The organism is Magnetospirillum gryphiswaldense MSR-1 v2, from assembly GCF_000513295.1.
In the GTDB taxonomy this organism is placed as follows: Bacteria; Pseudomonadota; Alphaproteobacteria; order Rhodospirillales; family Magnetospirillaceae; genus Magnetospirillum; species Magnetospirillum gryphiswaldense.
In genome coordinates this window covers 1,377,546-1,396,425 of sequence record NC_023065.1, presented here as the reverse complement: position 1 = coordinate 1,396,425, position 18,880 = coordinate 1,377,546, and the positions used below count along the sequence as shown (strand labels likewise).

Sequence of the window (18,880 nt, the reverse complement as noted above, 5' to 3'; positions counted from 1 at the left end):
ATAAAGTCTTTGAATAGATTTAAGAATCGCTACAAACAAAAACGCTGCCTGCCTGTTGGGCGGGCAGCGCTTGAGCTGATGATGAAAAAATGGGCGTTAAAGTTGTGATAACCACGGCGCCAGATCGGCGCGCGCGCGTTCGGCGTACAGCTTCTTGCGGTCGCGGCCCTTGATCTTCTTGCCCCGTTCGTCCCGCTCGGGCGCCGGCGGGAACAGGCCGAAATTGATGTTCATGGGCTGATAGGTGTCGGCGTGGGCGCCGCCGGTGACATGGGTCAGGATGGCCCCCAGGGCGCTGGTTGGCGGCGGGGCGACGAAATCGTGTCCCAGCGCCTGGGCGCTGGCGGCGAGACCGGCAAGAAAGCCGATACTGGTGCTTTCCACATAGCCCTCGCAGCCGGTGATCTGACCGGCCAGACGCAGGCGGGGCTGGGCCTTCAGCCGCAATTGCTGGTCCAAAACGCGTGGGCCGTTGACGAAGGTGTTGCGGTGCAGGCCGCCCAGACGGGCGAATTCCGCCGCCTCCAGGCCGGGAATGGTGCGGAAGATGCGGGTCTGCTCGCCGTGGCGCAGCTTGGTCTGGAAGCCGACCATGTTGTAAAGCGTGCCCAGCTTGTTGTCCTGGCGCAGCTGGATCACCGCATAGGGCTTGGGGCCATAGGGATTGGTCAGCCCCACCGGCTTGCCGGGGCCGTAGGCCAGGGTTTCGCGCCCGCGTTCGGCCATCACCTCGATGGGCAGGCAGCCCTCGAAATAGGGCACGTCCTTTTCCCAATCGTGGAACGGCACCTTTTCACCGGCCAGCAGGGCGTCGATGAAGGCGTAATATTCGTCCTTGGTCAGCGGGCAATTGATGTAATCCGAGCCCTCGCCCTTGTCGTAGCGCGACTGGAACCACGCCTTGGAAAAGTCGATGCTGTCCTTATGGATGATCGGCGCGATGGCGTCGAAGAACGACAGCGAATCCTGGCCGGTGACGCTGCGGATGGCCTGGGCCAGGGGTTCCGAGGTCAAGGGGCCGGTGGCGATGACCACGTTGTCCCATTCTGCCGGCGGCAGGCCGGCCATTTCCTGGCGCAGGATGGTGACGTTGGGATGTGCGGCCAATTCCTGTTCGACCGAGGCGGAAAAGCCGTCGCGGTCCACCGCCAGGGCGCCGCCGGCGGGCACCTTGTTGCGGTCGGCGCAATCCATGATCAGCGACCCGGCCTTGCGCAACTCTTCATGCAGTAGGCCGACGGCGTTGTAATCGGCGTCGTCGGAGCGCAGAGAGTTGGAACACACCAGTTCCGCCAGCCCGTCGGTCTGGTGGGCCGGGGTTTGCCGGTGCGGGCGCATCTCGTGCAAGGTGACGCAGAGGCCGCGTTTGGCGATCTGCCAGGCGGCTTCGCAGCCGGCCAAGCCACCGCCGATGACGTGGATGGTTTTATCGGTATTCATGGGGCTGGACATAAGGCCAAGTCAGGCCGATGTCCAGCCCCATGCATCATTGCTTATTGCTTCAGCGACGATCCGCTATCGTCCGACGTGCCGACGTCCTGCACGGTGGTGACGAAGGACAGCGATGACGCCGACAGCGGGTTTTTGCCCAGGCCGATACCGCTGACCGCATTGTCCTTCTTGTCCTGCTCGCCGCTGGCCTTTTGCAGGTCCATGGGGCCGAAGGCATAGCTGGCGAAGATGGATTGGCTGGCGCTTTCTTGCTTGCGCGTGTCGTGATTGTCGGCACGATCGGTGCGCTGCAACAAGGATGGCGGGGCATGGGCCGAAACCGCTTGCATGGAATTTACTCCGTCAGAAACATCTCTGACAATCCCATTGCAGGCAGCGTGCCAACCTTAGTGTTTTGAAATATAACAAAGGTTACTTTGTTACACTGGGCAAAAGCTGCCGAACCGGGCTGTAAGAAAGCCTCAGCAAGGATATTTCTTCCTGGCGCCGGTTGGGGTATAAGCAAGCACCGCCCGCCACCCGATGGAGTAGGGGAAAACACACCCATGGCCAAGAAGTTCTATGTCGTCGGCGGCGAATACGCCGACACCGCCTTTACCACCATTGCCCCCGGTCACAAGGAAGAGCGCTTCGGCCCCTTCGGTGAGCACGAGGCCCATGTCTGCTGGCGCGCCCTGACCGGCAAGACCGTCGACAATGCCATGATCCGCTATTTCATCCGCAGCGATGACGAGCAGGGTGAAGACCAGTGGTACGTGGTCGGCGGCGAATACGCCGATACCGACTTCGACGTCATCGCCGCCGGCAAGACGCTGGAAGTGCATGGTCCGTTCGAACGTCAGCTGGCCATGAACACGTGGCGCGAGCTGACCGGCAAGACCGTCGATAACGCCATGGTCCGCTATGACCTGTGCAGCGCCGACGAACTGCCGGCCCGCCAAGGCAAGTAATCTCCATAATTTTTTTATGGACTCTGGTGCCGGTGGGAAAAACGGGGTATTTTCTTGTTTAGGATAGTTCCAAACAAGGAGATGCCCCGATGTCCCATAAATACCATGTGTTCGTTTGCACCACCTCACGCCCGGCGGGCCATCCGCGCGGCTGCTGCACCTCCAAGGGCGGCGGCACGGCCATGTTTGACCAGATGATGGCCCGGTTCCAGAAGGGCATGCTGTGGGAAAAGGGCGTCAGCCTGGCCCAGGCCAGCTGTCTGGGCTTTTGCGGCAACGGCCCGTTGATGGTGGTCTATCCCGAAGGCGTCTGGTACCAGCCGGTGGAAGCCGCCGATTACGACGAAATCGTCGATTCCCATTTCAAGAAGGGCCAAGTGGTCGAGCGCCTGCGCGTCAATCCCGGCCATTGATCGGGCTGGTTCGGGGGGCTAATCCGCCGGTCCCTCGGCCAACCGATCCTTGATCAGACCGAAGAAGGTGCGCGGTTGGCTGCCGCCTTCATAATGCCAGCCCAGATGGCTGCCGCATTGGCCGCACAGGGCGATGGTCCAGTCATAGCCCTTGAACCAGCTAAATTCCCCCGAAGGCGCGCCGATCAGGCGCAGGCCTTGCGCCAGGGAAAAACACCAGACGCAAAAAATCATCCCCGCCGGATTGAACACCACGTGTTCATGGTCGCCGCCCATGGGCAGCAGCCAGTCGTGGCGGCTGATGGTTTGCCCGCACTGGCGGCAGCGAAAGATGCTGGCGCCGGGGGCCAGCACCATCTGGGTGCTGTTTTGTCCCCCGGCATCCAGGGGCATGGTTAGGCCGTGCGCTGGATCAGGTGATAGCCGAACGGGGTTTCCACCACGTCGGAAATCTGGCCCACATCCAGGGCGAAGGCGGCGGTTTCGAATTCGCCGACCATCTGGCCGCGACCGAAATCGCCCAGATCACCGCCTTCGCGGCCCGACGGACAATCGGAATGGTCGATGGCCTGCTTGGCGAAATCGGCGCCGGCGGCGATGTCGGCCTTGATGGCGTTGATCTGGGCCAGGGCTTCGGCCTTGCTGCGTTCCGCCGAGGAATGCATGGAGCCTTCGTACATCAACAAGATGTGCGAGGCGCGGATCTGCGCTTCCGGCACCGTGCGTTGGATCAGGTGAAAGCCGAACGGGGTTTCGACCACGTCGGAAATCTCGCCTTCTGCCAGGGCGAAGGCGGCGGTGTCGAAATCGGGCACCATCATGCCGGGGCCGAACGTGCCCAAATCGCCGCCTTCACGGCCCGACGGACAATCGGAATTTTGCGCGGCCAGTTGGGCGAAGTCGGCGCCCTTGGCGATCTGGGCCTTCAGATCGGTGATCATGGCCAGCGCTTCGTCCTTGGAACGGGTTGCGGTGGACCGCATGGAGCCCTGGTACATGAGCAGGATATGCGAAGCGCGAATTTGCGAGGCCATGGAAATACTCCTAAATAGAAAATCGCGGGACCATAGCAGCAGGCAGGGCCGGGATGCTATAGCTTGCTGAAGTCATTAACGGAGAAGTTCATGAGCATCGAAACCATCGCCATCGCCTCCGGTCTGGTATTCGGCGCCGGACTGATCATCGCCAAGCTGCTGATCGGCCGCGCCCTGGCCAACAAGGCCCTGCGCGAGAAATAAGAAAAAACCCGCCGGAAAGGCGGGTTTTTTGTCAGGTCGTTTCCATCCAGACGATGGCGGCGGCCATTATCGCCAACAGGGCGACGAAGCCGGCTTTTTTCAGTCTTTGCCCCAGCGGGCCGCGATTGTCGTTGACGGCCACGGGAAATCGTCGGGGCGGCGCCGTGTGGCGCCGCCCTTCTGATGCAAAGATCTGGACGCGCTGATCAGCGCTTTTCGATCGGCGGGACATCGCGGACGTCGGAACCGATGTACAGCTGGCGCGGACGACCGATCTTCTGGTCGCTGTCGGTCAGCATTTCGTTCCACTGGGCGATCCAGCCGACGGTGCGGGCCAGGGCGAACAGGCAGGTGAACACCTGGGTCGGGATGCCCATGGCGCGGAAGATGATGCCCGAATAGAAGTCCACGTTCGGGAACAGCTTGCGCTGGACGAAGTATTCGTCTTCCAGGGCGATGCGTTCCAGTTCCATGGCCAGCTTCAACAGCGGGTCGTCCTTGACGCCCAGCTCGGTCAGCACTTCGTGGCAGGTCTGCTGCATGATCTTGGCGCGCGGGTCGTAGTTCTTGTACACCCGGTGGCCGAAGCCCATCAGACGGAACGGATCGTCCTTGTCCTTGGCCTTGGCGATGAATTCGGGGATACGGTCGACCGAGCCGATTTCATGCAGCATTTCCAGCACGGCTTCGTTGGCGCCGCCATGGGCGGGACCCCACAACGAGGCGATACCGGCGGCGATACAGGCGAACGGGTTGGCGCCCGACGAACCGGCCAGACGGACGGTGGAGGTCGAGGCGTTCTGCTCGTGATCGGCGTGCAGGATCAGGATGCGGTTCATGGCGCGGGCCAGAATCGGGCTGATCTTGTATTCCTCGCACGGGGTGGCGAACATCAGGTGCAGGAAGTTCTCGGCGTAGGACAGCTTGTTCTGCGGATACATGAACGGCTGACCCTGCGAGTACTTGTACGCCCAGCCGACGATGGTCGGCATCTTGGCGACCAAGCGATAGCTGGCGACCATGCGCTGGTGCGGGTCGTTGATGTCGGTGGAATCGTGGTAGAACGCCGCCATGGCGCCGACGACGCCGCACATCACCGCCATCGGGTGCGAGTCGCGACGGAAGCCGCGGAAGAAGAACGAGATCTGCTCGTTCAGCATGGAGTGACGGGTGATGTCGCTCTCGAACTTGGTCTTCTGCTCGGCGTTGGGCAGTTCGCCCTTCAGGATCAGATAGGCCACTTCCAGGAAGTCGCACTTCTCGGCCAGCTGGTCGATGGGATAGCCGCGGTGCAGCAGCACGCCGGCGTCACCGTCGATGTAGGTGATGGCCGACTTACAGGAACCGGTCGAGGTGTAGCCGGGGTCATAGGTGAAGATGTCCATGTCGCCGTAAAGCTTGCGGATATCCATGACCTTGGGGCCGACGGTGCCCGACAGCAGGGGCATCTCGATCTGCTTACCGGTGCTGTTGTTGATAAGCGTTACGCTTTCCTTAGTGCTCATGTCAGCTTTCCCCGTGATCCACACTAATGTGCGAGTGTTGTGCCTTGCCGTGGCGCCGGGTGACGCACGGCGGTTTCGTTCAAGGCCGACCCTTTCCCGTGGTATCTGCGATGCGGCCCAAAGTCTCGGCCCGTCCCAACACCTCCATCACCTCGAAGATGGGGGGAGAAACCGAGGATCCGGTCAGCGCCGCCCGCAAAGGCTGCGCCACCTTGCCCAATTTCTGGCCCTTGGCCTCCGCGAAAACGCGGGCGGCTTCCTCCAGAACGTCCTTTTTCCACTCGGCGGCCTCGATGGTGCCGGCGTATTCGGTCAAAAGCGCCATCTGCTCGCCGTCGGCGACCACCTTGGCCGCCTTGTCGTCAAACGCCAAAGGCCGGCGGCGGGCATAGAAGGCAGCCAGATCGGCCAGTTCGACCAGGGTCTTGGCCCGTTCCTTCAACCCGTTCATGCCGGCCAGCAGGCGGGCCTGGCCATCGGCATCGACCGCGTGCTCCAGCTTGGCCGCCAGCAACGGCGCCAACAGCTCGACCAGGCGGGCATCATCGGCGCCGCGCATGTAATGGCCGTTGAGGTTGGTCAATTTGGTCATGTCGAAACGCGACGGCGACCGACCGACGTTGTCGAGGGTGAACCATTCCACCGCCTGTTCGGTGGTGATGATCTCGTCGTCGCCATGGCTCCAGCCCAGGCGCAGCAGGTAATTGCGCATGGCCTCGGGCAAAAAGCCCATGTCACGATAGGCTTCCGCCCCCAAGGCGCCGTGGCGCTTGGACAGCTTGGCGCCGTCGGGGCCGTGGATCAGCGGGATATGGGCGAAGCGCGGCACGTCCCAGCCACAGGCCTTGTACAGCTGGTACTGGCGAAAGGCGTTGGTCAGGTGGTCGTCGCCACGGATAACGTGGGTGATGCCCATGTCGTGATCGTCCACCACCACCGAAAGCATGTAGGTGGGAGTGCCGTCGGCGCGCAACAAGACCATGTCGTCCAGTTGGGCATTGGCCACCTTGACCTCGCCCTGGACCAGATCGTCGATGACGGTCTCACCCTCTTGCGGGGCACGCAGGCGGACGACGCCGGGCACACCGGCGGGGGCCTCGGATGCATCGCGGTCGCGCCAGATACCGGGATAGCGCATGGGCTTGCCCTCGGCCTTCTGCTGGGCGCGGATGGCATCCAGTTCTTCCGGGCTGCAATAGCAGTAATAGGCCTTGCCCTCGGCCACCAACTGGCGGGCCACCTCGGCGTGGCGGTCCATGCGGGCGAACTGGAATACCGGTTCGCCGTCGCCGTCCAGGCCCAGCCATTTGAGGCCGTCGAAAATGGCATCGACGGCTGCTTGGGTCGATCGTGCCCGGTCGGTATCCTCGATGCGCAGCAGGAAGCGGCCCCCATGATGCCGGGCGAAAAGCCAGTTGAACAGCGCCGTGCGGGCGCCGCCGATGTGCAGAAAGCCGGTGGGAGAGGGGGCGAAACGGGTGACGACCTGCATGATTATTGCGCGAGGCTCCGACAACAAATTTGGCACTCGCGAACTCTGTAGCATATTCTTTCGCCCATGACAGCCCGATCATCGTATCGGAAGGCAAAATTCCTGCCCGATAGGATGGGTTTTTTCCCGCGCGAAAGGTTAGGTATCGGTCCATGCGCCGTGGCGTTTGACTTTTTGTCGCCACGCGGGCTAGTTGTCCGGTTGAAATAAGAATAAGGACATATCCATGTCGGATCAATTCGTCAGCGTGCGCGGGCTGGTTTACGAATACGGCGTCAACCGTGCCCTGGACGAGGTGAGCTTTGACCTTCCCGCCGGGTCGGTCACCGCCCTGGTCGGCCCCAACGGTGCCGGCAAGACCACGCTGTTGCGCTGTCTGGCCGGGCTCGAGCGGCCGCTGGCCGGTTCCGTCCGCATCGACGGCATCGATGTGCTTGAACAACCGCGTCTGGCCCATGCCAAGCTGGGCTTTCAACAGGATTTTTTTGGCGTCTACGACGATCTGTCGGTACGGCGCAATCTGCTGCATGCCGCCGCCATTCAGGGCATGGATGAAAACGATATGGAGGCGGCGGCGGTATGGGCGGCGGAAGCGGTCAGCCTGAGCAACCGGCTGGAAGATCGCGCCGGCACCTTGTCGCGCGGCCTGCGCCAGCGTCTGGCCATTGCGCGCTCCATGGTGCACCGGCCGCGCCTGCTGCTGATGGACGAGCCGGCCTCGGGCCTGGACCCGGAAGCCCGGCGCGAATTGTCGGGCCTGATCCGCACCTTGAACATGGCCGGCATGACCATCGTGGTGTCGTCGCACATCCTGGCCGAGCTCGAGGACTATTCCACCCACATGCTGGCCTTGCGCCAGGGCCGCGCCGCCCAGGTGGCGGTGCTGTCGGGCGAGACGGCGCCGAAATCGCGCTGGCGCCTGGGGCTGATCGGCGATGCCCGCGACGCCCTGGCCGGTATGCAGGGGGCGGCGAAGGTGGCCGATTGCCAGATCATCGATGGCGAGATCGAGTTTTCCTTCGACGGCGAACCGCTGGACCGCCACCATCTGCTGCGCCATCTGGTGGAGCAGGGCGTCATGGTCACCTCGCTCGCACCCACCGGCGGTCATCTGGAGAAGCTTTACATGGGAGAACGGGCATGACCGGCATCGCGCTGTTGCGCCTGAACCCCGAATTGCAACGCTGTCTGTGGCTGGAGCTGACCCCGACCCGGCTGGTGCTGATGCCGGCCCTGCTGGCCGTGGCCGTGGCTGGACTGCATCTGAGCGGGGTCGATGATCTGGCCCAATGGGTGCAGTACATCGTGTTCTTCCTGCTGGTGCTGTGGGGCGGGCGGCTGGCCGCCGATTCCTTCGTCGAGGAGGTGGCCCAGGGCACCTGGGACGTACAGCGTCTGTCGGCCTCCAATCCGTGGGCCATGGCCTGGGGCAAGCTGCTGGGCGGCACCTCTTATGTCTGGTACGGCGCTCTGCTGTGCCTGCTGGTTCTGCCCTTCGTCCGTGGTCGGGTGGATATGGTCGATCTGGCCACCACCTTGGTCGGCGGTCTGGCCGCCCAGGCCACCGCGCTTTTGGTGGTGCTGCTGCTGCATCGCTTCGACGCCAGCCGGCGGCGCGGTTCGACCACCTTGGCGCAGATGCTGGGCATCATCGCCGCCGTGCCGTCCTTGGGGCCGATGGCCGCTTTGTCGTCGGCGGCCAAAGGCTGGGGCGGCACCATGGCATGGTACGGCAATTCCATCCCCGTGCCGGCCTTTACCCTGGTCAACGAAATCATCGTGGTCGCCTGGCTGTTCCTGGGAATCGCCTGGCTGATCCGCCTGCAATTGGGCCATGCGCCGTCGCCCTGGCCTTATCTGGCCTTCACCCTTTATCAGATCGCATTTTTTCAGGGCTTCTTGTTCCAGGGCGGATTGGTACCGCCTTTCGCCGTCATCTTGGGCAGTTCGGCCTTGGTGGCGGCGTCGCTGACCTATCTGTCGCTGCTGGCCTCGCCGCTTTACGTCACCGACATCAAGCGCCTGCTGCGGGCCTCCGATTGGGCCGAGCGCTGGGACTGGCTGCCGTCCTGGCTGCCGGTGGCCGTTCTGGCCGTGGTTCTGGGCGCCGCCACTGTTGCCGCCGGCGGACGGGAATGGACCCTGGCGGCGGCCATCCTGGCCCTGTTCCTGCGCGACATCGCCCTGGTGGCGGCGGTGCGGCTGCTGGCGCGGCGGCGCACCGCCATGTTGTTGTGCGTGTTGGCGGTGCTGTTGTACTGGCTGCTACCCGAGGTCATGGACGGCATTGGTGGCGACGGATTGAAGGCGTGGATTTTCCCCACCCGTGATGCCGCCCCGGTCAGTCTGATCGGCCCGTGGGTGCAGGCGGCAGCGGCCCTGGTGCTGGCCGCCATCGCCTGGAACCGCAAGAAGGGCGTCTGACCGCATGGACCGGCTGCTGGCCGAGCGCGAGCGTTGGCCGCTGTGGCTGCCGGTCTTTCTCGGCCTGGGGATCGCCGCTTATTTTTCCCTGCCGGTCGAGCCGCCGCTGTGGCTGGGCTTGGCTTTGTCGGTTCTGGTGGTGATTCCGTGGGTGGTGCTGCGGCGGCGGGCCTGGACCGCCATCATCGCCCTGCCGCTGCTGGTGCTGACCTTGGGCTTTGCCATTGGTCAATGGCGCAGTGTCGTGGTGCAGGCCCCGGTCTTGGAACGCCACTCGGGCAAGGTGCTGGTCAGCGGCGTGGTGGCCGAGGTGGAGGCGGTGGCCGATGGTGGTCAGCGGGTGACGCTGGAACAGCTTCAGGTCAATCTGGACGGCCCGGTGCCGACCAAGGCGCGGTTGCGGCTGAAGCAGACCGAGCCGGTGCCGGTGGGGGCGGAAATCCGCCTGTGGGCCAATCTGATGCCGCCATCGCAGCCGGTAGCTCCCGGCGCCTTCGATTTCGCCCGCCACGCCTGGTTCCTGGGGCTGGGGGCGGTGGGCAGCGGCCTGTCCGAGGTTGAAATCCTGACCCCGCCGGGGCAGGGATATTGGCTCAACCGGTTGCGTCATCAGGTCACCTTGCGGGTGACGGAAGCCATTCCCGGCGCCGCCGGCGGTGTCGCCGCCGCCCTGATCACCGGTGAAACCGCCGGTATCCCCCGTCAGGTGATGGATCAGTACCGCGATTCCGGCCTGGCCCATCTGCTGTCCATTTCCGGCCTGCACATGAGCTTGCTGGCCGGCATGGCCTTTTTCATCCTGCGTGGTGGTCTGGCCCTGGTGCCGCGGGTGGCGCTTAATCATCCGATCAAGAAATGGGCCGCCCTGGTGGCCATGATCCTGACCTTCCTGTACATGCTGCTGGCCGGCGCCCCGGTGCCGGCGCAACGGGCCTTCCTGATGACCGGCATCGTCTTGCTGGCGGTGCTGCTGGACCGCTCGGCCCTGTCCATGCGACTGGTCGCCTGGGCGGCGGTGCTGGTGCTGGTGGTCTCGCCCGAGGCGCTGACCGGTCCCAGTTTCCAGATGTCCTTTGCCGCCGTCGCCGCCCTGATCGCCACCTATGAAGTGGTGGCCAAGCCCATGGCCGGCTGGAGCGTCAACCATTCGCGCCCGCATCATCGGCTATTGCTTTATCTGGCCGGGGTGGTGTTGTCGACCCTGGTGGCGGGCAGTTCCACCGCTTTGTACGGCGCCTATCATTTCAATCGCTTCGCCCTGTGGTCGGTGCTGGCCAATCTGCTGGCGGTGCCGATCACCGGTGTGGCGGTGATGCCCTTCGCCATGCTGTCGCTGCTGTTGATGCCGTTGGGGCTCGAGCATCTGGCCCTGGTGCCCATGGGCTGGGCGGTAACCGTGGTCAACATGGTCGCCGCCTGGGTCGCGGCCTTGCCCGGGGCGGCCATCACCCTGCCGCCCTTGGCGCCGTGGGGCATGGCCTGCTTTACCCTGGGCGGGCTGTGGCTGTTGATCTGGCGCGGCAGCTGGCGACTATGGGGGCTGGCGCCCATGGTGTTGGGCCTGAGCGGTTTTTTCCTGGCCCATCCGCCCGATCTGCTGGTGGACGGTCGCGGTTATGCCTTTGGCCTGCGTATGGAGGACGGTTCGTTGCTGGTCAGTCGCGGCGGCCGCATCATCAAGGAAAGCTGGGACCGCCGCGCCGGTCCGCTGTCGAGCGAGCGCTGGCCTAAACAGGGGCGCAGTCACGACGGCGCCTTGTCGTGTGATCCGTTGGGCTGCGTCTGGCGCCGTGACGGCATAGTGGTGGCGTTGATCCAGAACGAAGCCGGTATCGCCGCCGCTTGTGCCAGTGCCCAGGTGGTGGTCAGTGCCGTGCCGGTGCGCGATGCCTGCCGGGGACCGCGTCTGGTCATCGACCGCATCGATCTGTGGCGCCGGGGCGCCCACGCCTTGTGGCTGGACGATCTGAAAACCCTGAGCGTCGCCAAATGGCAAGGTAAGCGACCCTGGTCGCACCGCCCGGTGCGCCGGCGCAAGAAAGTCGAGGAAACACCTTCCGAGCCGGTTTCCGAGACGCAAAAGGATGATATTTAGAGCCTTTTCCGCTCTGATGAAGTCAGGGCGGAAAAGGCGACCAGCCCGCGCGGCACTGAGCGAGCCCGGCTACGGGCGCCATGGGCAGACTCCAGAGCAGATTCCGTGTGAACGGAATCTGCTCTGGACCTCGTTTCAAAACGGAAGGGTGAAACGTTCAGGCCCCAATCCGCTCAGGTCGATGTCGGGATCGCGTCCCGAGATCAGGTCGGCGACGATGCGGGCCGAGCCGGCCGCCATGGTCCAGCCCAAGGTGCCGTGGCCGGTATTCAGCCACAGACCGGGCAGGCGGGTGGCACCGATCAAGGGCACGCTGTCAGGGGTGACCGGGCGCAGGCCGGCCCAGGGTTGGGCCTGATCGAAGTCACCGGCCAGCGGGAACAGGGCGCGGGCGCGCTCCAGGATCAGGCGCCAGCGCTTGGGGTTGAGCGATGTGTCGTACCCGGTCATCTCGGCGGTGCCGGCGGCGCGCAGGCGGTCGCCCAGGCGGGAATAGACCATCTTGTGCTCGTCGTCGGTAACCGAGACGAAGGGCGCCGCCGGACCATCCGCCGGGATGGTGATGGAATAGCCCTTGGCCGGGACGATGGGCAGGCGAATGCCCGCCGGTCGCGCCAGCAAGGGGCTCCACGATCCCAGCGCCAGCACCACCGCGTCGGCCAGGATATCGCCCTGGTCGGTGCGGATTCCGGTGACCCGATCATCATCGCGCAGGATGGCGCCGACCCGGGTGCCGAAGCGGAACTCGGCCCCTTCTCGTTGGGCGTGGTCGGCCATGGCGCGGGTGAATTTATGGGCATCGCCGCTTTCATCGCCTGGTGTCAGGATGCCGCCGGCCAATTGTCCGGCCACCGAGGCCAGTGCCGGCTCGATGGCGACGCATTGCGCCGAATCCTTGATCTGGCGGTCGAGGCCGAAGCGATTCATCAGCGCCGCCGCCTTGCGGCCTTGGGCGAATTCCCGTTCCGAGCGGTAGACATGCAAGATGCCCTGGCGGCGCTGGTCGTATTGCAGCCCCAGTCTTTCACGGAGATCCTGCAAACAGGCGCGGGAATAAAGCGCGACGCGCAAGGTCCGTTCGGTATTGATGGCGGCGCGGGAAGAGGTGCAATTGGCGATGAAGCGCAGGCCCCAGGCCCACAATGCCGGGTCCCAGCGGTTCCAGCGGAACAACAAAGGCGCGTCATCGCGGCCCAGCCACTTGATCACCTTGGGCAGCACCGACGGATTGGCCCAAGGTTCGGCGTGGCAAGGTGAAATCTGGCCGCCATTGGCGAAGCTGGTTTCCATGCCGACACCGTCCTGGCGGTCGACGACCACAACCTGGTGTCCGGCCTGGGCCAGATGATATGCGGTGGTGGTGCCGATGATTCCGGCACCCAAGACCAGCACCTTCACATGCGACTCCGTTAAGCTATTCGTGAAAAAGTCCTTCGCTTCGCTCAGTGTACTTTTCCCCGAGCGACCGTCACGCAAGGTCTCAGTCCTATCCCATGCCCCGCATTGCCGCAAGGGTGGGGCGACAATGATGCGATTCGCTTGTGCCGTCGAAAGGCTTACCCTGGGTTGGTATCGACGGAGGAACGGATGAACGCCGAAATCCTGAGCGTGGCTGAAATGTACCGCGCCGATTCCCTGGCCATGGCCGGCGGCATCGCCGGTGAAACGCTGATGGAGGCCGCCGGCTGGGCGGTCGCGCGCGAGGTTCGCCGACGGTTCCAGCCCTGCCGGGTGGCAGTGTTGTGCGGGCCGGGCAACAATGGCGGCGACGGTTTCGTCATCGCTCGGTTGCTGCGCCGCCATGGCTTCGGCGTGCGGCTGGCGCTGCTGGGCGAGTTGGAAAACCTGAAGGGCGACGCCGCCATCATGGCCGGACGCTGGAGCGGCGACAGCGAAGCCCTGACCGTCGATGTGCTGGATCGGGCCCAATTGGTGGTCGATGCCCTGTTCGGCGCCGGTCTGGCCCGACCGCTGGATGGCGCGGCGGCGGACATCATCGCCGAAATCCGCCGCCGCAAGCTGCCGGTGATCGCCGTCGATGTGCCGTCGGGGGTCGATGGCGATACCGGGGCGGTGCTGGGGCTGGCGCCGCAGGCGGTGGCGACGGTGACCTTCTTCCGCAAGAAACCCGGCCATCTGCTGTATCCGGGCCGGGCCCTGTGCGGCGAGGTGGTGGTGGCCGATATCGGCATCCCCGATCAGGTGCTGGTCGAGGTTGACCCGGCCATGGCCGAGAATTGCCCCCAACTGTGGCGGGCGCATCTGCCGGTGCCGGCGGCGATGGATCATAAATACAGCCGTGGCCACCTCACCATCGTGGGCGGCGCGGTGATGACCGGGGCGGCGCGGCTGGCGGCCAGGGCAGGGCGGCGGGTCGGGGCCGGACTGGTGACCATCGCCGCCCCCGAATCCGCCTTGGCGGTCTATCGCATGGGCGATCCCGGCAACATCGTCATCGCCGATGGCGATCTGTCCGCCCTATTGGCGGATGAGCGCCGCAACGCCTGGGTGTTGGGGCCGGGGGCGGGGCAGGGCGAGGGCCGGCGCGGCCAGTTGCAGGCGGTGCTGGAGGCCGAGCGCAAATGCGTGCTGGATGCCGATGCGCTGTCGTGGTTCGGCGGCGGCAAGGATACGTTGCGGCGGCTGTTGTCGCCATCGGCGGTGCTCACCCCCCATGACGGCGAGTTCGAGCGTCTGTTCGGCGCCATTGCCGGTTCGCGGCTGGAGCGGGCGCGGCAGGCGGCGTCGTGTTCCGGCGCCGTGGTGCTGCTGAAGGGGGCGGACACGGTGATCGCGCACCCCGATGGTCGCGCCGTTCTCAACGCCAATGCCCCGCCCTGGCTGGCCACCGCCGGCTCGGGCGATGTGCTGGCCGGTATCATCGGCGGGCTGCTGGCGGCGGGCATGGATGGTTTCGACGCTGCCTGTGCCGGGGCCTGGATGCATGGGGCGGCGGCGTCGCTGATCGGCCCCGGCCTGATCGCCGAGGATATGGATCAATCCTTGCCGGTGGTGTTGCGCAGTCTTTACCATAAGGAAAATGCACCTAAATCCTGAGGCGTAACGACAATCATAAAGGGAGGCCGCCCATGACCCAGGTGATGGTTCCGTCCTTGCTGGACCGTATCAAGGGCTTGGCCAAATCGTGGCTGGACGTGGCCGGCAGCGCCAAGGGCTGCGAGGCCCTGAACTTCGCCCCCGACCTTTCCGACGATGATCTCGCCTGTCTGCGCGGGCAGATGCAGGCCTGCCTCGACGGCAAGGGCGGCGAGGTGTCCGCCCGTGCCCGTGCCGCCGCCCTGGGGCGCGAATACCTGTCACTGTCGACCGAGGGACGGCGCCGTTTTCTTAAACTGGCGGCGGATGAATTCGGCCCCGATTCCCATGCGGTGGATCAGGCCATGGAAGCCCTGCGCCAAGCCCCCGCCGACAAGCGCGCGCTGGCCGAACAACGTCTGCGCCAGGTGCTGGAGCCGCCGCGCCTGACCTTGCTGACCCAGTTCAACGCCCTGCCCGAGGGGGTGAAGTTCCTGGTGGACATGCGGGCCGAACTGGCGGTGTTGGCCAAGGGCGATGCCGGCTTGCGGGCGCTGGAAGCCGACCTCAAGGGGTTGCTGGCGGCGTGGTTCGACGTCGGCTTTCTCGAATTGCGCCGCCTGACCTGGGCGTCACCGGCCAATGTGCTGGAAAAGCTGATCCATTATGAAGCCGTGCACGCCATCCATGGCTGGGACGATCTGAAGAACCGCCTGGATTCCGACCGCCGGCTTTACGGCTTTTTCCATCCGCGCATGCCGGACGAGCCGCTGATCTTCGTCGAGGTCGCCCTGGTCCAGGGTATGAGCGGCGACATCCATCAATTACTGGATTTGAACGCGCCGCCAGGCAACCCCGAGGCCGCCGACACCGCCATTTTCTATTCCATCAACAATGCCCAGCGCGGGTTGAACGGCATCAGCTTCGGCAATTTCCTGATCAAGCGGGTGGTCGAGGAACTGACGCGCGAGTTCAAATCGCTCAAGACCTTCGCCACCCTGTCGCCGCTTCCCGGTTTCCGCCCCTGGCTGGAAGCAAAGCTGGGGACGGGCGAGCCCGGTCTGTTGACCGGCCCCGAGCATCGGGCGCTGGCCCAGATTTCCAACGGTTTGGCGGCCAAGGGCAGCCTGAAGACGCTGCTGGCCGATCCGGCCTGGATCGACGACAGCCATCTGGCCGAAACCCTGCGGGCGCCGCTGTCGCGACTGGCGGCCCGCTATCTGGCCGAGGAGCGCAAGGGAGCCGACCGCGCCATCGACCCAGTGGCCCATTTTCACCTTTCCAACGGCGCCCGCATCGAGCGGCTGAACTGGCTGGCCGATACCAGCGCCAAGGGGCTGGCCCAGTCCTGCGGCCTGATGGTCAATTATCTTTATAAGCTGGACGACATCGAAACCAATCACGAAGCCTATGCCGGGCGCGGCAAGGTGGTGATCTCACAAGGGGTCAAGGCGTTGTTGAAAGGTTGACAGCATCAAGGCAAGGGCGTAGCAGCAAGTCTTGAGCCGCCGGAGCCCCCGCGATGCTGACTGTCTTTTATCTCGATCAAGGCCTGCTGTGTCAGGACGTGGTGCAGGGCGGTGGGGGCGGCGGGCTGCCGCCTTCGACGGTGTGGATCGACCTGCTGTCACCAACGCGCGACGAGGAGCGGTTGGTGGAGGTGTGGACCGAGATCGAAGTTCCCACCCGTGAGGAAATGCAGGAAATCGAGCTGTCCAGTCGCCTTTATGTGGAGGGTCGGGCCATGGTCATGACCATGCCGATCATTAACAAGGCGACGACCGAAGCCCCCGAATCGGCGGCAATCACCTTCATCATCGTCGATGGCCGCATGATCACCGTGCGCTATGTCGATCCGGTGCCGTTTTCCATGTTCATCCGCCGGATCAGCCGCAACCCCGCCATGATCGCCGATGGTGAGAAAGCGTTGATGGGATTGCTGGAACAGATCGCCGATCGTCTGGCCGACATTCTGGAAGGGGCAACCGCCGATCTTGAGGCATTGTCCCGTCAGGTCTTTGTTTCCGCCGATGATCAACCGCGCGGCAGCAAGGACTTGCGTCGTATCTTGCAGAATGTCGGTCGGACCGGGGATCTGGCCACCCGGGCCAAGGACAGCTTGCTGGGGCTGAACCGGCTGCTGCTGTTCTTGTCGGCGCAAGCCAGTTTCAAGAAAGACGCCCGGTCGCGCATCAAGACGCTGATGCGCGACGCCACCTCCATCGCCGAACATGCCAATTTTCTGTCCAGCAAGGTTTCATTTCTGCTCGACGCCACTTTGGGCCTGATCAATATCGAGCAGAACAACATCATCAAGATTTTCTCGGTGGCGGCGGTGGCCTTTCTGCCGCCGACATTGATCGCCAGTATTTACGGCATGAATTTTCAGGTCATGCCGGAACTGGGCTGGCGCTTTGGGTACCTGTGGGCAATAGGGCTGATGCTTTTGTCGGCCATCGTGCCGCTATGGTACTTCCGGCGCCGCAAGTGGCTTTAGACCAGTTTCAAAAGTGGCCCGTGACGGGCCGATCAGCCGGCGCGGATGTCGCGGACGAAATTGTCCACCTGTTGTTCCAGCACGTTGGAATTTTCCGCCAGTGAGGCGGCGGCGGTCAGCACCTCGCGTGCGGTATTGCCGGTTTCATAGGCGGCGGCGGAGACGCGGGCGATGGTGCCGGTGACTTCCTGGGTGCCCATGGCCGCCTGCTGGACGTTGCGGGCGATTTCCTGGGTGGCGGCGCCCTGTTCCTCGACCGCGGCGGCGATGGAGCCGGCGATGTCGTTGATCTGGCCGATGGTCCGGGCGATGTCGCCGATGGCGCCCACCGCGTCGCGGGTGGCGTTTTGCACGGCGTTGATCTGCTGGCCGATTTCCTGGGTCGCCTTGGCGGTCTGGTTGGCCAGCGACTTCACTTCGTTGGCGACGACGGCGAAGCCCTTGCCGGCATCGCCGGCGCGCGCCGCCTCGATGGTGGCGTTCAGCGCCAACAGATTGGTCTGGCTGGCGATGGCATTGATCAGATTGACCACCTGGCCGATCTTGGCGGCGGCTTCCGACAGGCTTTCCACCATTTCGTTGGTGCGCGCCGCTTCTTCCATGGCCGACGAGGCGATGGAGGCGGAATGCGACACCTGACGACTGATTTCCTCGATGGAGGACGACAATTCCTCGGCGGCCGCGGCCACGGTCTGGATGTTGGTGGTGGCTTCCTCGGCGGCGGCGGCCACGGTGGTCGACTGAACCGAGGTTTCCTCGGCGTTGGCGGCCATGGTGCGGGCGGCGGCTTCCACCTGGGTGGCGGCACTGGCGACCTGCGACACCACGCCCTTGACGTCACGCTCGAACCCGTCGGCCTTGCTTCCCAGTTCACGGGCGATGATCGCGGCGGTGTTGGTCTCGATATAGACCGAGGTGGCCAGGTCCATGTCCAGATAGGCCGCCTTGTTGACGGCGGCGATGACGCGGGCGGCCATTTCCGGCTTCTTGCGATAGGCTTGGACCGCCAGGGCGAACACCTGATTCAGCACGAAGCAATAACCGGCGGTATACCACCGGGGCTCAAGGCCGATGCGCTGATGAATTTGGCCGATCTGGGTGACGTTGGCGAAATAATTTTCGTCGAAATTGCCGATGAACACCGAATCCAGCCAGTGCTTCTTCTGCATGGCGGCGGCATGGGCAATGCGTTCGGGGGTGGCGAATTTGACCGAGATTTCGGGATAGTTTTTGACGTGAGCATAAAACGAATCAAGCAACCGATCGATATGGGGCGCCAAAATGACGCGGAACTCGCGCAAGGTCGCGCAGGTGTCGGCATCGATCTGCAAAAAGTCGATACGTCCCGAACGGTCCAGATCCATCACTTGAAAGCCCCCCCAGAGCCAGCAACTATACCGAAGACGCGGAGCACCCATTCATAAGTGGGGGCCCCAACCTCCGTTTACACTACACCGAAGTATAAGATAATTATCGCAAAGTCTATATGGTTTTTAAAACTCGTCGATGCTGGGCTTGTGAAAAAACCCGCTCACAAGGTCTGTATCAACGCGCTTTTCCATGCTATAGACACGCGTTCCGGCGGGCCGGGCCTGGAAATCAGCCGATTCTCAGGTCCGCGCACCCGAACTTTGGCGGGCGTGGCGGAACTGGTAGACGCACCAGATTTAGGTTCTGGCGGTGAAAGCCGTGGGGGTTCAAGTCCCTTCGCCCGCACCAGTTTCGCCCTGTCAAAGGCCCCGTATGTGGGGGCGGGTGGATGCTGGTATTCTTCAACG

The 18,880-nt window shown here is 63.9% G+C and carries 16 protein-coding genes and 1 tRNA gene; 9 read left to right on the top strand and 8 right to left on the bottom strand.

Annotated elements, in window-relative coordinates; all coding sequences use genetic code 11:
* Positions 1–96 precede the first annotated feature (96 nt).
* Entirely contained in the window at positions 97–1,440 is a 1,344-nt protein-coding gene (trmFO, locus tag MGMSRV2_RS06650) for a methylenetetrahydrofolate--tRNA-(uracil(54)-C(5))-methyltransferase (FADH(2)-oxidizing) TrmFO (RefSeq protein ID WP_024079592.1), read from the bottom strand.
* 53 nt (positions 1,441–1,493) lie between these two features.
* On the bottom strand, positions 1,494–1,781 hold the full coding sequence (locus MGMSRV2_RS06645; RefSeq protein ID WP_024079591.1) for a hypothetical protein: 288 nt from the start codon (positions 1,779–1,781) through the stop codon (positions 1,494–1,496).
* Positions 1,782–1,997: 216 nt separating this feature from the next.
* Here MGMSRV2_RS06645 and MGMSRV2_RS06640 point away from each other — a divergent pair, with 216 nt between their 5' ends.
* On the top strand, positions 1,998–2,402 hold the full coding sequence (locus MGMSRV2_RS06640) for a DUF4170 domain-containing protein (RefSeq protein ID WP_024079590.1): 405 nt from the start codon (positions 1,998–2,000) through the stop codon (positions 2,400–2,402).
* 89 nt (positions 2,403–2,491) lie between these two features.
* Positions 2,492–2,815 carry a (2Fe-2S) ferredoxin domain-containing protein gene (locus MGMSRV2_RS06635; RefSeq protein WP_024079589.1) on the top strand — a complete coding sequence of 108 codons (324 nt, stop codon included), beginning with the start codon at positions 2,492–2,494 and terminating at the stop codon, positions 2,813–2,815.
* A gap of 18 nt (positions 2,816–2,833) precedes the next feature.
* On the opposite strand, the gene MGMSRV2_RS06630 is transcribed toward MGMSRV2_RS06635, so the two are convergent.
* From MGMSRV2_RS06630 to gltX, 4 genes are all read right to left on the bottom strand, one after another.
* A complete protein-coding gene (locus MGMSRV2_RS06630) occupies positions 2,834–3,208 on the bottom strand; it encodes a cereblon family protein (RefSeq protein WP_024079588.1) in 375 nt (124 codons plus the stop codon).
* A gap of 2 nt (positions 3,209–3,210) precedes the next feature.
* Positions 3,211–3,849 (bottom strand): peptidylprolyl isomerase, encoded by a 639-nt coding sequence (locus MGMSRV2_RS22485; RefSeq protein ID WP_024079587.1) that lies wholly within the window; start codon positions 3,847–3,849, stop codon positions 3,211–3,213.
* Positions 3,850–4,259: 410 nt separating this feature from the next.
* Positions 4,260–5,558, bottom strand: a complete 1,299-nt coding sequence (gltA, locus tag MGMSRV2_RS06620; RefSeq protein WP_024079584.1) for a citrate synthase — start codon at positions 5,556–5,558, stop codon at positions 4,260–4,262.
* Between the two features lie 79 nt (positions 5,559–5,637).
* On the bottom strand, positions 5,638–7,050 hold the full coding sequence (gene gltX / locus MGMSRV2_RS06615) for a glutamate--tRNA ligase (protein WP_024079583.1): 1,413 nt from the start codon (positions 7,048–7,050) through the stop codon (positions 5,638–5,640).
* Positions 7,051–7,276: 226 nt separating this feature from the next.
* Here gltX and MGMSRV2_RS06610 point away from each other — a divergent pair, with 226 nt between their 5' ends.
* The 3 genes from MGMSRV2_RS06610 to MGMSRV2_RS06595 are packed head-to-tail and all read left to right on the top strand — an operon-like array spanning position 7,277 to position 11,569.
* Positions 7,277–8,194, top strand: coding sequence for an ABC transporter ATP-binding protein (locus tag MGMSRV2_RS06610; protein WP_024079582.1), 918 nt, complete (start codon positions 7,277–7,279; stop codon positions 8,192–8,194).
* Complete coding sequence (locus MGMSRV2_RS20980) at positions 8,191–9,474, top strand: hypothetical protein (RefSeq protein WP_024079581.1); 1,284 nt, start codon at positions 8,191–8,193, stop codon at positions 9,472–9,474. The genes MGMSRV2_RS06610 and MGMSRV2_RS20980 overlap by 4 nt, the downstream gene beginning before the upstream one ends.
* 4 nt (positions 9,475–9,478) lie before the next feature.
* Entirely contained in the window at positions 9,479–11,569 is a 2,091-nt protein-coding gene (locus MGMSRV2_RS06595; protein ID WP_024079580.1) for a ComEC/Rec2 family competence protein, read from the top strand.
* A 135-nt stretch (positions 11,570–11,704) separates the two neighbouring features.
* Here MGMSRV2_RS06595 and MGMSRV2_RS06590 read toward each other — a convergent pair whose 3' ends face one another.
* Positions 11,705–12,967, bottom strand: coding sequence for a D-amino acid dehydrogenase (locus tag MGMSRV2_RS06590; RefSeq protein WP_041633494.1), 1,263 nt, complete (start codon positions 12,965–12,967; stop codon positions 11,705–11,707).
* 189 nt (positions 12,968–13,156) lie between these two features.
* Here MGMSRV2_RS06590 and MGMSRV2_RS06585 point away from each other — a divergent pair, with 189 nt between their 5' ends.
* From MGMSRV2_RS06585 to MGMSRV2_RS06575, 3 genes are read left to right on the top strand one after another with little or no spacing between them, the layout of a single operon-like run.
* Positions 13,157–14,626 carry a bifunctional ADP-dependent NAD(P)H-hydrate dehydratase/NAD(P)H-hydrate epimerase gene (locus tag MGMSRV2_RS06585; RefSeq protein WP_024079578.1) on the top strand — a complete coding sequence of 490 codons (1,470 nt, stop codon included), beginning with the start codon at positions 13,157–13,159 and terminating at the stop codon, positions 14,624–14,626.
* A gap of 32 nt (positions 14,627–14,658) precedes the next feature.
* Entirely contained in the window at positions 14,659–16,074 is a 1,416-nt protein-coding gene (locus tag MGMSRV2_RS06580; protein WP_024079577.1) for a malonyl-CoA decarboxylase, read from the top strand.
* Between the two features lie 53 nt (positions 16,075–16,127).
* Complete coding sequence (locus MGMSRV2_RS06575) at positions 16,128–17,102, top strand: magnesium transporter CorA family protein (protein WP_024079576.1); 975 nt, start codon at positions 16,128–16,130, stop codon at positions 17,100–17,102.
* A 32-nt stretch (positions 17,103–17,134) separates the two neighbouring features.
* On the opposite strand, the gene MGMSRV2_RS06570 is transcribed toward MGMSRV2_RS06575, so the two are convergent.
* Positions 17,135–18,466, bottom strand: coding sequence for a globin-coupled sensor protein (locus MGMSRV2_RS06570; protein ID WP_041633493.1), 1,332 nt, complete (start codon positions 18,464–18,466; stop codon positions 17,135–17,137).
* Between the two features lie 270 nt (positions 18,467–18,736).
* Between MGMSRV2_RS06570 and MGMSRV2_RS06565 the strand changes: the two genes are divergently transcribed.
* Positions 18,737–18,821 (top strand) — tRNA-Leu (locus MGMSRV2_RS06565).
* The last annotated feature ends 59 nt before the right edge of the window (positions 18,822–18,880 follow it).